At 72.7% G+C, this 13,153-nt stretch carries 11 protein-coding genes; 2 read left to right on the top strand and 9 right to left on the bottom strand.

From position 1 onward, the window contains the following. Positions 1-3: 3 nt before the first annotated feature. The 5 genes from AC1DWH_RS07915 to AC1DWH_RS07935 form a co-directional block, all read right to left on the bottom strand. Complete coding sequence (locus AC1DWH_RS07915; RefSeq protein WP_477093194.1) at positions 4-921, bottom strand: hypothetical protein; 918 nt, start codon at positions 919-921, stop codon at positions 4-6. A gap of 86 nt (positions 922-1,007) precedes the next feature. Further along, the gene (locus AC1DWH_RS07920) at positions 1,008-1,619 is read right to left on the bottom strand and encodes a GTP-binding protein (protein ID WP_055916480.1); all 612 of its coding nucleotides are present in this window, start codon (positions 1,617-1,619) and stop codon (positions 1,008-1,010) included. Further along, entirely contained in the window at positions 1,600-1,977 is a 378-nt protein-coding gene (locus AC1DWH_RS07925) for a DUF742 domain-containing protein (RefSeq protein ID WP_456824043.1), read from the bottom strand. The genes AC1DWH_RS07920 and AC1DWH_RS07925 overlap by 20 nt, the downstream gene beginning before the upstream one ends. 28 nt (positions 1,978-2,005) lie before the next feature. Beyond that, complete coding sequence (locus AC1DWH_RS07930; RefSeq protein ID WP_028051268.1) at positions 2,006-2,455, bottom strand: roadblock/LC7 domain-containing protein; 450 nt, start codon at positions 2,453-2,455, stop codon at positions 2,006-2,008. 85 nt (positions 2,456-2,540) lie between these two features. After that, entirely contained in the window at positions 2,541-7,199 is a 4,659-nt protein-coding gene (locus AC1DWH_RS07935) for an ATP-binding protein (protein ID WP_477093195.1), read from the bottom strand. A 238-nt stretch (positions 7,200-7,437) separates the two neighbouring features. On the opposite strand from AC1DWH_RS07935, the gene AC1DWH_RS07940 reads away from it, so the two are divergent. Then, positions 7,438-8,418 (top strand): NAD(P)H-quinone oxidoreductase, encoded by a 981-nt coding sequence (locus AC1DWH_RS07940; protein ID WP_477093196.1) that lies wholly within the window; start codon positions 7,438-7,440, stop codon positions 8,416-8,418. A 57-nt stretch (positions 8,419-8,475) separates the two neighbouring features. Here the strand turns inward: AC1DWH_RS07940 and AC1DWH_RS07945 are convergent, their stop codons facing one another. Beyond that, positions 8,476-9,705, bottom strand: coding sequence for an AGE family epimerase/isomerase (locus AC1DWH_RS07945; protein ID WP_477093197.1), 1,230 nt, complete (start codon positions 9,703-9,705; stop codon positions 8,476-8,478). Positions 9,706-9,791: 86 nt separating this feature from the next. On the opposite strand from AC1DWH_RS07945, the gene AC1DWH_RS07950 reads away from it, so the two are divergent. Beyond that, positions 9,792-10,301, top strand: a complete 510-nt coding sequence (locus AC1DWH_RS07950; protein ID WP_477093198.1) for a bacterial proteasome activator family protein — start codon at positions 9,792-9,794, stop codon at positions 10,299-10,301. A gap of 14 nt (positions 10,302-10,315) precedes the next feature. On the opposite strand, the gene AC1DWH_RS07955 is transcribed toward AC1DWH_RS07950, so the two are convergent. From AC1DWH_RS07955 to AC1DWH_RS07965, 3 genes are read right to left on the bottom strand one after another with little or no spacing between them, the layout of a single operon-like run. Next, positions 10,316-11,185 (bottom strand): EamA family transporter, encoded by an 870-nt coding sequence (locus tag AC1DWH_RS07955; RefSeq protein ID WP_477093199.1) that lies wholly within the window; start codon positions 11,183-11,185, stop codon positions 10,316-10,318. A 35-nt stretch (positions 11,186-11,220) separates the two neighbouring features. Then, positions 11,221-12,156, bottom strand: a complete 936-nt coding sequence (locus tag AC1DWH_RS07960; RefSeq protein WP_477093200.1) for a carbohydrate ABC transporter permease — start codon at positions 12,154-12,156, stop codon at positions 11,221-11,223. Next, on the bottom strand, positions 12,153-13,130 hold the full coding sequence (locus AC1DWH_RS07965) for a carbohydrate ABC transporter permease (RefSeq protein ID WP_477093201.1): 978 nt from the start codon (positions 13,128-13,130) through the stop codon (positions 12,153-12,155). Before AC1DWH_RS07965 ends, AC1DWH_RS07960 begins: the two co-directional genes overlap by 4 nt. Positions 13,131-13,153 lie beyond the last annotated feature (23 nt).

Raw genomic sequence — 13,153 nt, forward strand, 5'->3', positions numbered from 1 at the left:
GGTTCACCCGGCCCGTTCCCACCAGCGAGCAGGCCACCCCGGCGATACGACGTCCAGCCCGTGCAGCGCCGAGACCTGGGCCAGCTGGACGTCGTACGTCGCGACGCCCGCGACGTCCGGGTGGCTCAGGGCTGCACCGATGTGCAGGGCGATGAACGGCGGGAGCACCCCGGAGACCTTGGTGGCCGCGCGCAGCGTCTGGTCCGAGAACCGGATGACCTCGACGCGTTCCTCGACGTCGTGCGCGACGCCGGTCGCCTCGACCCCGCGGGGGCGCGCGATGCGGCGCAGCTCGGTCATGCCGAGGGACGTGGTGATCAGCTGCGCCTCGTGGTCCGCCACCCACGTGAGCCACTGCGTGCGGCAGGGGGCGCCGTCGAGGTAGCGGGAGAGGGCCGATCCGTCCGCATAGACCCGGGCGGTGGGCACGGGTCGCACCGGTGGGGCGGCGACCGTCGCGCCGCTGGGCGGGGCCGGCGGCGACGGGGCCGGCGTCTGCGGGGGTACTCGATGCGGCAGGACCGAGCGTCGCGGCGGTGCCGTCGGCGGTGGGGCGGTCGACGGCGGTGCCGTCGGGGCCGGGCCCGAGATTCGCGGCGGCGTCTTCGGGGGCAGGACCGACGTGCGCGGCGGGACCGTCGGCATCGCCCCGGAGAGCGCGGGGGCCGACGCCTGGTTCGGCACGTCGGGGCGGACGGGCACCGGCGGGGGCCCGTCGGTGACCGGGCCGTCGTCGGCGGTCGGCTCGTCGGCGACGGACGACTCGTCGTCGTCTGCCTGCTCGTCGGCGGCCTGCTCGTCGGAGACCCGCTCGTCGGCGGCCGGCTCGACGTCGTCGCCCGCCGCGCGAGGCTGCGGCACCACCCCGTCGCCGTCGTCGCCGCGCGGACGCGGCGAGGGCACGGAGGACGATGCGGTCACGGCACCATGATCCCCCACCTCGTCGGGGAACGACGGCGGCCGGCCCCCCTGCAGGGGCCGGCCGCGGTCGGGTGAGACCTCGAGGGTCACCGGCTGCGCAGACGCTCCATCGCGAGCTGCACGAGCGAGATGAGCGCCTGCTTCGTGGCCGCGCGCGACCGGGCATCCGTGTAGAGGACCGGCACGTGCGCCGGGATGGCCAGCGCCTCACGGACGTCGTCCAGCTGGTGCTTGGCCACGCCGTCGAAGCAGTTGACGCCCACGACGAACGGGATGCCGCGGCTCTCGAAGTAGTCCACGGCCGGGAAGCACTGGTCGAGCCGGTCGGTGTCGACCAGGACGACGGCACCGATGGCGCCGCGGACCAGGTCGTCCCACATGAACAGGAACCGGTCCTGGCCAGGGGTGCCGAACAGGTAGAGCCAGAGCGACCCCGGCAGGGCGATGCGACCGAAGTCCATCGCCACCGTGGTGGTGGTCTTGCGGTCCGACACGCCACCGGCGTCGTCGACGCCGACGGAGTGCTCGGTCATCGCGGCCTCGGTGTTGAGGGGCTCGATGTCCGAGATGGAGCCGATGAAGGTCGTCTTGCCGACGGCGAACCCGCCGGCGACGACGATCTTGACGACTGTGGGTGCGACGCTTCCTGCCGTGCCCGCCGGAGCGGCCACAGCGGCGTCAGAGGGCGGAAATGCCATTGAGAACACTCTCCAGCACGCTGAGGGACAGGGCAGGGGACTCACCGGTGTTGACCTCGACCGGCTGTGAGGTGTGCACGCGCACGTACTGCTGGTCAGACAGATCGGATACGAGGATCCGGATCACTCCGAGCGGCAGGTGGAGCAGAGCGGAGAGCTCTGCCACCGAGATGTAGTTGGACGCTGCATGCTGCAGGATCGCCCGCTTCTCGGGCGGCAGACCCTGGCTCGCGACGGCGCCGGGCATCACCTCGACCAGTGCCTCGAGAGGCAGGTCGGAGCGCGCCGAGCGCACGCGGCCACCGGTCACGGCGTAGGGCCGGACCGTTCTGGCCTCGTACTCGATGTGCTCGCTCATGAGTCAGTCTCTCTCCGAGGCCGGGGCCTCAGGCCACCGGCGCGCGGGTGGCGCCGTCGACGGGGAGCTGACCACGCATCTCGGAGATGAGCTGCGGCGTGAGGGTCGCCTCGGTACGAGAGACGAGCATCGCCATCTCGTAGCCGATGAGGCCCACGTCGCAGCTGGACTCCGCGACCACGGCGAGGACGGAGCCGTTCGAGACGCTCATGAGGAAGAGGAACAAGTTGTCCATCTCGATGATCGCCTGACGCACCTCCCCCGCACGAAGCTGGCGCGCGGCGCCACGGGTCAGGCTCGACATCCCGGAGACGATGGCCGCGAGCTGGTCGCCGCTGGTGCGGTCGAGCTGCTCGGACATCGCCATGAGAAGACCGTCCGCAGACACCACGAGTGTGTGGCGGGTGCCGGGCACGGTCCGGACGAAGTTGTCCAGGAGCCAGCCGAAGTTGGCTGCCTCGGTGCTGAGCGCGGTCACACTTCCTCCTTGCTGGTGCAGTCGATGACTGCGGGGTCAGACGCCACCATGGCGGTGACGACGGTTGTGGGGTCTGGGGCAGTCATCAGCTCACGCCGTTCTGGCCGGACGGGTCCTCCGTGGCGCGACGGCCACGGGAGGTCCCGGACTGGAAGCTCGACAGACGCGACCGGAGCTGGTCCGCGTCACGCTGCACGGGCTTCCCTTCGTCCTCGGTGACGGTTGTCGCCGGGACAGCTGTGGGGACTCGCTTGGTCAGGCGCTCCGCGTTGCCACCCGATGCCGCCGGCCGGTAGGCCGAGAGCTGGGAGAGCTCGGAGAGTGCCTGCTCCTGGATGTCCGACCGGAGGGCGAGCATCGCCGCCACCTCGTCGTCGAGGGTGCCGACGCGGGGTGCGACCGACGGCGGCAGCGCAGGCTGCGGGACCGTCGAGTGCGGTGCGGGGTTGCCGCCCGGACGCGCGGCCCACTCGGGCGGCTGCCACGAACCGGCCGGCGCGGGCTCCATGGGAGCGGGCGCCTTCGGGAGCTGGGCGGCCGGCGCGGGTGCGACCGGAGCCTGTGCCGTCGGGGCGGGCCACGCGGTCGACGCCATCCACGACTGCGACGGGTCGGCACCGGCGGGCGCCTGCGGGGCGGGTGCCTCCGAGGTCCACGCCGACGTCCGCACCGGGGCGGCCGGGCTGACGGGCTCGGGCGCCTGGGCGACCGGGGCGGGGAGCTCCGGGACGACCTCGTCGGCCTTCTTCTTGCCGAACAGGCCCCAGCGGCGACGCCCCTTGGCGTCGTCGGACGGCGTCTGCACGAGCTCGGCGAACGGAGCCTCGGGCGCTGCGGGCGCAGCAGGCGCTGCTGCCGACGCCGTCGGCGCCCACGCGGGGGCGGCGGCGGGCTCGGGGGCCGCGAACGTGACCGGGGCCGCGTCGTAGGCCGGGGCCTGCGGCGCGTACGCGACCGGCTCGGGCGTGACGGCGGCTGCCGCCTCGACCGGCGTGAACAGCTGCGTCGGCGACTCGGTCCCGGGGTGCGCCGCCTGGAAGGCCGGCCACGCCGGCGCCTCCTGGACGGGGGCGGCCCAGACGGGTGCCTCCTGCTGAGCGACGGGCTGCGGCTCGGGCTCGGGCTCGGGCTGCGGCTCGGGAGCGACCTCGGCCTCGTACTCGGCCTCGGGCTGGTACTCGGCCTCGCCCTCGTACTCGGGCTCCGGGTCGGGCTCGAGGAACACCCGGCGGAAGGCGACACCGTCGACGACGGCCAGCTCGGGCTCGGGGGCGACCTCGGCGATGGCCTCGGCAGCCTGCTCCTCCCACTGCGGCGCCTGCCACGTCGGCGGCTCCCACGCGGGGGCCGGCCAGGCGGCGTCGTCGGCGGGGACGGCCTGCTCCTCGACGGGCTCGACGACCTCGGCGACCGGCTCGGCGGCGGGCTCGGCGACCGGCGCGGCCACGATCGGCATGGCGCCGGTGTGCCAGGCACGGGCCTCGTCGAGCGTGCGCTCGAACGGCACGTACGGCGCGGGCACGTCGGACGCGGGAGCGCCCCAGCCCGAGTAGCCGCTGTACGAGGTGAAGGTCTGGACGGGCGCGACCGGCTCGGCGGCAACCTCGGCGACCGGCTCGGCGACCTCGACCTCGGCGACCGGCGCGGGCAGCTCGGCGACCTCGACCTCGGCCTCGAACTCGGCCTCGAACTCGGCCACCGGCTCGGGTGCCGGGGTGGCCACACGTGCCGTCAGGGCTGCGGGAGCCTGCTCGGCGACGACCGGCGCCTCCCAGGCGGGCTCGTCGTCGACGATCGCCTGGTCCCAGGCCTCGGAGTCGGACGCCACGGGGGCCTCCCACGCCGGGGTCTCCTCGACGACCGGAGCGGCCCACGCCTCAGCGGCGGGCGCCTCCCACGCGGGGATCTCCTCGACGACGGGAGCGGCCCACGCCTCGGCGACAGGTGCCTCCCATGCCGGGGTCTCCTCGACGACGGGAGCAGCCCACGCCTCAGCGGCGGGCGCCTCCCACGCGGGGGTCTCCTCGACGACGGGTGCGTCCCACGCCTCGGCGGCGGGCGCCTCGGTCTCGGCGGCGTCCCAGGCGGGCGTCGGCTCCCAGACGGGCGCCTCCTCCTCGGCCGGGGCGGCCTCGACCTGCGCGGCGAGCGCGGCGGCGGCGTCGTTCTGCTCCTGGCGGTGCGTGGCCTCCTGCGCCTCCCACGAGTCCTCGTCGTCGACGAGCTTCGGGACGACCATGGGCTCGACCGGCGCGGCGTGCGCACCGCTCGACATCCAGGGCGCGCGGACCGCGTTCGACTGGGCGGGCGGCAGGGCGCGCTCGTCGTCCTCGGACTGCAGGGCCGGCACGACGAGGTTCTCGTCGGTCTCGTTGGCGGTGGCGGGCGTCTCCGTGCGGCCACGGAAGCCGGAGAAGAGCCCGGCACGGGCGGCAGGGGCCGGCGCGGCAGCGGCCGCAGTCGACGTCTGCTCCTCCGGCTGTGCCCACGCCGACGTCGCGGCGCGGCTGCGGCTGGGCAGACCACCCTTGAGCGGCGCGAGGGTCTCGGGCTTCCAGTCGGAACCGGCGGCCTGGATCTCGGGCGCGATGTGCCCGTCGGGGGCCTCGGGCAGGACGAGGTTGTCCTCGTCGAACGTCTTCTTGGACCGCGACGGCAGGCCGGTCGACTGCGCGAGCTCGGTGACCGGGATCGGGCCGACCTCGGCGTCCGAGCCGTCCTCACGACGGCGACGGTGCGGCAGGCCGAGCGGGGTCTGGCCGTCGGTGAGGGCGGCGAGGTCGACCTCGTCGACGACGGGCGCCTCGATCTGGGGCAGGCCCTGGTCGTTGCGCGGCGCCGCGAGGGCAGCCGGCGCGCCGGCGCCGTACAGGGCGGTCTCGTTGGCGACGAACAGCGTCGCCGGGAACTTGACGATGGTCTCGGTGCCCGTGCCGTGCGCGGCCTTGAGCAGCTTGACCTCGGCCCCGAGGCGCTGGGCGATGCGGCCGACGACGAAGAGGCCGAGGCGCTGGTTGCCCAGGGAGTCGCTGGCGGAGGTCGAGATGATCTTCGCGTTCGCGGCCTCGAGCTCCTGGTCGCTCATGCCGAGGCCCTGGTCGAGGACGCGGACGACCACGAACTGGCCCGAGACGCCGGTGGTGACCGTGACGGGCGTCTCCGGCTCGGAGAAGATCGTCGCGTTCTCGAGCAGCTCCGCGAGCATGTGGGCGGCGCCCAGGGCGTTGAAGCCGTGCATGTGCGGGTCGACCTGCAGGTCGAGCTCGACGCGGTCGTACTGCTCGATCTCCGAGGAGGCCGTGCGGACGACGTCCGAGAGCGGCATGGCGTCGCGCAGGCGGCGGCCCGAGTCGATGCCGGCGAGGACGAGGAGGGACTCCGCGTTCCGCCGCATGCGGGTGGCGAGGTGGTCGAGGCGGAACAGGTTCGCCAGGGTGCTCGGGTCTTCCTCGGCACGCTCGAGCGAGTCGATGAACGACAGCTGGCGGTTGAGGAGGACCTGGTCGCGGCGGGCGACGTTGACGAACATCTCAGCGATGGAGCCACGCAGCGCGGCCTGCTCCTGGGCGACCGAGACGGTGGTCGAGTTCACCGAGTTGAACGCGGCGGCCAGCTGGCCGACCTCGTCGCGGGACGTCACCGGGATGGGCGCCAGCGTGATCTCCGGGCCCTCACCGGGCACGGCCACCTGCTCGACCAGTCGCGGCAGCTGCTCGCGGACGTCGGCAGCGGCCTTCGTCAGGCGACGCAGCGGGACGACGATGGAGCGGGAGACGAGGAGCGCGAAGAACAGGGAGGCTGCGAGGGCCGCGGCGACGATGCCGATGGTGATCCACGCTCGGGCGGCGGCGTCGTCGGCAGCCTGGGCCGCGACGCTGTGCGCGTCGGCCAGGACGTCGGTGTTCAGCGCGCCGAGGCTGGTCAGCTGGTTCTGGATCTCCTCGACGTACCGCGCCGGGTCGACCTGGACCAGGCCGGCCGTGTTGCCCTGCTCGATCATGGCCCGCATACGCGTGAAGTTGGAGCTCGGGTCCTTGGTCGGCAAGGCCAGGGCCTCGATGCCCAGGGTGGTCACGGCGTCGTGGGCACGCGTACGGGCCAGCTCGACGGCGGCGGCCTGCGTGCCGTACTGGCGGACCGCGGCGGGCGACGGGGAGCGCGGGTTGGACCGCAGCGCCACACCGTCGATCATCTCGACGACCAGGTCGTCGGCGGTGGTGCCGATCTCGCGGTAGGCGGTGATGTACTCCGAGAGGTCACGGTTCTCGAGGCTGTTGGAGACCTGCTCCATCAGCGAGAGCTGACCCTCGATGATCTGCGAGTAGTTGCGCTCGATCTGCGCACGCTGGGACTTGATGTCGACGCCCGTGCGGACGGCGGGGAGCATCGTGTTGTGCGCCAGCTGGACCTCGACGAACTGGTCGACGACCGACGGGGGGAACTGGCTCAGGTCGAGCTTCGCGGTGATCGGACGCACCGCGGCGAGCGCCTGGTCCGTCTGCTCACGCGCCGCGGCGAGCTGCTCGGGGGTCCCGCCGTTGAGCGAGAGGAGCCGCTCCGCCTGCAGCGCGCTCGACACCGGGGCATAGGCCTGCAGCGTCGTCACGACACTCTCGGCCGCCCTGGCGTACCGCAGCTCGGAGAGGGCGTTCCACGAGATGTACCCACCGGCTGCAAGCAGCACGATCATGGGGACGGCAAGGACAGCCATCACTTTGGCGCGGATGCCGAGCCGTCGCAGCATGTCGTTCCCTTCCGTCTTCCGACAACAGGTGTCTCCACCAGGTCGTACCGGTCGTTCCCTCTGGCCAGTCGACCCACGAGGTGTCCCGTTGGCCTTCATCGGCTGCTGGACGCCGGACCATTAGCCCGCGGGTGAGTTTGCCATGGACCTCACCCACTGGGATACGGCGACATGACCGCCCTTTCGGGTGTCGTGTGCTAGCAGCGGGCCTCGGTGACACTGGGGTTACTGTGCGGACGTGCGTGCGGTGGTGATCACGAAGCCGGGAGATCCGGACGTCCTCGCAGTCGACGAGGTGGCCGAACCCGCCCCCGGACCGCTGGACCTGATAGTCGAGGTCGCGGCGGCCGGAGTCAACAGGGCGGACCTGCTCCAGCGGGCGGGTCACTACCCCCCGCCACCGGGTGCGCCGGCCTGGCCGGGGCTCGAGGTCTCGGGGACCGTCGTCGCCCGCGGCGACGGTCTGGGCGCCGACGACCTGCAGGTGGGTGATCGCGTCGCCGCGCTGCTGGCGGGCGGCAGCTACGCCGAGCGGGTCGCCGTGCCTGCGGCGCTCTGCCTGCGCGTCCCCGAGGGCGTGCCCACCGTCGACGCCGCCGCGCTGCCCGAGGCCCTGGCCACCGTGTGGTCCAACCTGCGTGCGGCACGCCTCTCCCCCGCCGAGACCCTGCTGGTGCGCGGCGGCTCGGGGGGCGTCGGGTCCGCGGCGGTCCAGCTGGCCCACGCGCTGGGGACCCGGGTGGTCGCGACGGCCGGCGGCCCGCAGCGCACCGCCCGGGTGCTCGCCCTCGGTGCCGACGTCGCGCTGGACCACCGCGAGCCGGACCTCGTCGGCCGCGTGCTTGAGGCGACCCACGGCCGCGGGGTCGACGTCGTCCTCGACGTGCTGGGCGCGGGCGGCCTCGCGGACAACCTCGCGATGCTCGCCGACGACGGCCGCCTGGTCGTCATCGGGATGCAGCAGGGCCGCCGCGGCGAGCTGGACCTGTCCGTGCTGCTGAGCAAGCGGGCCAGCATCCTCGGCACCATGCTGCGCTCGCGTCCGCTCGACCAGAAGGTCGCGATCATGGACGGCGTCCGCCGGCACGCCTGGCCGTTCGTCGCCGACGGCTCGGTGCGGCCCGTGGTGCACGCGCGCCTGCCGTTCGACCGGGCCGCCGAGGCGCACCGCCTCCTGGAGACGGGCGACGCCTTCGGCAAGGTCCTGCTGATCCCCTGACGCAACCTCCGCACTCCCGCGGGTCGGAGCCCCACCGAGTGCGGACGCTGCGTGCTGTCAGTCCAGCAGGCCGGCGGCCAGGGCCGGGGCGATCACGGGGGTCAGGGGCAGGCGCGGGATCAGCGTCGCCTGCACCGCGTGGTAGAGGTCGGCCTTGCCGGCCCAGACGGTCCGGGACACCTCGTTGTCGGTGCCCAGCTCGTGCCACCACGAGCCGCCCACCCGGTCCAGCACGTGCGCGCCGATGTACTCCCACCATTGCGTGTAGGCGTCGTCGAACCGGTCCTCGCCCGTGGCGGCGTGCAGGGCGGCGGCCGCGGCGACGGCCTCGGCGGCGACCCAGTGCATCCGCTCGCGCACGACCGGGGCACCCGACCAGTCGACGGTGTAGACGAAGCCGGGCGCGCCGTCGACGTCCCAGCCCTCGCGGACGGCGGCGTCGAACAGCGCGACCGCGTCCTCGAGCATCCAGGCGGGGGCGACGTCGCCGCGGGCCGTCACCGCGGCGCGGGCGTGCAGGGTCAGCCGGGCCCACTCGAGCCAGTGGCCGATGGTCGCACCGTAGGGCCGGAACGGGTGCGCCGGGGTGTCGACGTTGTACTCGAGGTCGGGCACCCAGGCGGAGTCGAAGTGCTCCGGGATGCGCCAGGAGTTGTCGCGCGCCCAGCCGTGCACGACGCGCTCGACGATCCGCAGGGCGCGGTCCAGCCAGACGCGCTGCCCGGTGACGTCCGCGGCCGCGAGGTAGGCCTCGACCGTGTGCATGTTGGCGTTGACGCCGCGGTAGTCGTCGAGGGTGGCGAAGCCCCGGTCCCACTGCTCGACGACCATGCCCGCCTCGTCGTCCCAGAACCACCGCTCGGAGACGGCCAGCGCCTGGTCCAGCAGCTCGCGGGCGCCCGGACGGCCGGCCGCGGCGGCGCTGGATGCCGCGAGGACGACGAACGCGTGCGGGTAGGCGGCCTTGTCGGTGTCGCGGGGCGTGCCGTCGCGCTCGACCTCGGCGAACCACCCGCCGTGCTCGTCGTCACGGAAGGCGCCGGTCAGCGCGGCCAGCCCGTGGTCGACCAGCGCCGCGGAGCCGGGGCGGCCCAGCAGGTGCCCGAGCGCGTAGACGTGCGTCATGCGGCAGGCGATCCAGAGCTCCAGCGGCCCGTCGACGGCGAGGCCCGCCTCGTCCTGCCGGGCGAACCCGCCCGGGACCACGGAGGCCCGGCCGAAGGCGAGCAGCCGGTCGGTCTCGTCCTCGAGCCACCGGGCATGGGCAGGTGTGGTGAGCCAGGGCATGCGACCACCCTAGCGACGAGGCCGGGCGCGCAGATTGGGTGACGCGAGCCGCTGCGCTGTGGGTGCGAGTCGGTCAGAATGCCCGGGTGACCGACAACGCGCAGGACGCCCCGCAGGACGACACGCCTCGCGTGGTGATCGTGGATCCGCCGGACGACGACGCCCCCGAGGACATCACGTCCCTGGTCGAGCAGCCCGCCAAGGTCATGCGGATCGGCACCATGATCAAGCAGCTGCTCGACGAGGTGCGCAGCGCGCCGCTGGACGACGCCGCCCGCGCCCGTCTGGCGGAGATCCACGAGCGGTCGCTGCACGAGCTCGAGGAGGGCCTGTCCCCCGAGCTGGTGGCGGAGCTGCACCGGATCACGCTGCCGTTCGTGGAGGACCAGGCGCCGTCCGATGCCGAGCTCCGGATCGCGCAGGCCCAGCTGGTCGGGTGGCTCGAGGGGTTGTTCCACGGCATCCAGACCGCGCTCGTCGCCCAGCAGATGGCCGCGCAGGCCCAGCTGCCCGGAACGCGCCGCCAGCTCCCTGCCGGACCGATGCCGGGCCTGCAGGCGGACGGCCGGGACCCGTCGACCGGGCAGTACCTGTAACGCCACGACGGCCTCTACGCCGGCGGCGGCGCCTCGTCGGTGGCGGGCTCCTCGCGCTCCAGCCCGGTGAGCAGGATCGCGCCGGACACCAGCAGCAGCCCGACCACCTCGAGCCCGTGCGGCACCTGCTGCAGCAGGACCGCGCCGACCACCGCGGCGGTCGCGGGGAGCATCGCCAGCAGCACCGCGAAGGTCGCGGCGCGCACCCGGCGCAGCACGACCTGCTCGAGCGCGTAGGGGATCACCGACGAGCACACGGCGATCGCGACGACGAGGGCGGCGAGCCGGGCGTCGTGCAGCACCGGCCCGGCGCCACCGGCCAGGAACGGCCCGAGCACGACCGCGCCGGCGGCCATGGCGACCGACAGGCCGGTGATCCCGCCGGACGCGGCCCGAGCCACGCGGCGGCCGAGCAGGATGTACGCCGCCCAGCAGGCCGCCGCGACGAGGATCGCGACCAGCCCGATGACGGCGTCGGGCCCGGCGTCGAGGCTCACCCCCGCCAGCAGCACCACGCCGATCGCCGCGATCGCGATGCCGACACGGTCCCGCCAGCCGTGCCCGGTGGCGGCGGCCACCGCCACGGGCCCGAGGAACTCGATGGCCACGGCGGTGCCCAGCGGCAGGTGGTCGATGGCGATGTAGAACGCCACGTTCATCACGGCGAGGACGACGCCGAACACCACGGCCGTGCGCAGCTCGGGCCAGGTCCACAGGGCCCGGGCGCGCCAGGGCCGTCGCCAGACCAGCAGGACGACCGCGGCCACCGCGACCCGCAGCCACGCCACGGTGGCGGGCGCGACGGTGTCGAAGATGCCGACCGCGAGCGCCGCACCCAGGTACTGCGTCAGCCCGGAGACGACGAACAGGAGGGGTGCGGGCACGGCCTCAGGCTAGGACAGCCGCGCCCGCACCAGGCCTACCCCTTGACCGACCCGGCGAGCAGCCCGCGGACGAAGTACCGCTGCAGGCTGAGGAAGACGATCACCGGGATGATGATCGACACGAACGCCCCGGCGGTCAGCAGGTACCACTGCGAACCGCGCTGCCCCGTGAGGTTGTAGAGCGCGACGGTCATCGGTGCGACCGCCTGGGACGACCCGGCGAACGTCAGGGCGACGAGCAGGTCGTTCCACACCCACAGGAACTGGAAGATGCCGAAGGCCGCCAGCGCGGGCTTGAGGATCGGCAGCATCAGCCGGAAGAAGATCGTCACGTGCCCGGCGCCGTCGACGCGGGCCGCCTCGATCAGCTCGGCGGGGATCTCCTTCATGAAGTTGTGCAGCAGGAACACCGCGAGCGGCAGGGCGAACATGGTGTGCGAGAGCCAGATCGCCCAGAACGTGCCGGCGATGTTGATATCCGCGTAGATGGTCAGCAGCGGGATGAGCGTGACCTGGATGGGCACGATCTGCAGCGCGAACACCCCGACGAACAGCACGTTCTTGAACTTGAAGTCCATCCACGCGAACCCGTACGCCGCCAGGGACGCGATGAGCAGCGGGATGAGCACGGCCGGGATCGTGATGACGAGCGAGTTGACGATGTACGGCGCGAGCGACGACGAGCTGTCGGACGACAGCACCGTCTGGTAGTTCTCGAGCGTGAAGTTCGGGTCGCTGAAGGCCGTCCACCAGCCCGACTTGTTGATGTCCGCGGCCGGCCGGAACGAGCTGATGAACAGCCCGAGGGTGGGCACGGTCCACACGACCGCGAGCACCACTGCCGCGAGCGACGCCCAGGGTGACGTCAGGCGCTTCTTGGTCGCCTCGGCGACACCGCGGACGTCGCCGGCCTGGTCGTCGACACCTCCCTGTACCCCGCTGAGGTCCAGCTGGGGTCCGACGGCGCTCATCGTGCCTCCGATGCCCGGATGTGCCGGATGTTGTAGACGATGATCGGGATCACGAGGATGAACAGCAGCACGGCGAGAGCCGCGCCGAGTCCTTGGTTGCCCGCGCTGAAGCTCTGCGTGAAGAACTCGTTGGCCACGACGCTGGTGCCGAACTGGCCGCCGGTCATGGTGCGGACGATGTCGAAGACCTTGAGGCTGCCGATGGCGATCGTGGTGAGGACGACCACGAGCGTGGGCCGGATGGTCGGGATGGTGATGAAGCGGAACATCCCCCAGGACGACACCCCGTCGAGCCGCGCCGCCTCCACCATGTCCTGCGGGATCGCCTTGATCGCCGCGGAGAGGATGGTCATGGCGAACCCGGCCTGGATCCAGATCATCACCGCGATGAGGAACAGGTTGTTCCACGGTTGGTTGATGAGGAACTGCTGGGGTGTGCCGCCGAGCCACACGATGATCTGGTTGAGCAGGCCGATCTGCTGCGGGTTGACCTTGAGCGTCGGGTCGTAGAACCGGTACTCGTAGACGAACTTCCAGATGATCGACGCCCCGACGAACGAGATGGCGATGGGCAGGAAGATCAGGGACTTGGCCACGGCCTCGCCCTTGGCGCCGTCGACGATGATGGCGTACAGGAGACCGACGGCCGTCGCGACGAACGGCGCCACGAGGACCCAGAGCACGGTGTTGCGCAGGACGACCAGCTGGTCGGGGGACGTGAAGATCGCCGTGTAGTTGTCGACGCCGATGAAGGCCTTGCCGGCGGCGTCGAAGAACGAGCGCCCGACGGTCCGCACCGCGGGGTACACCAGGCCGATCAGCAGGAGCAGGATCGTCGGCCCCACGAAGAACCAGGCGACCCGCTTGGCCCCCCGCTTCTCCAGGAGCGCGACCACGAACAGGATCAGACCGATCACGAGGGTGAACGCGAGCAGCGCGATCACCATGGTTCCGAGCTTGTCGGCGAGCTGCATCGGACCTCCGGACAGGGACGAGT

The sequence above is a fragment of the Cellulomonas sp. P2_F12 genome (assembly GCF_056403775.1).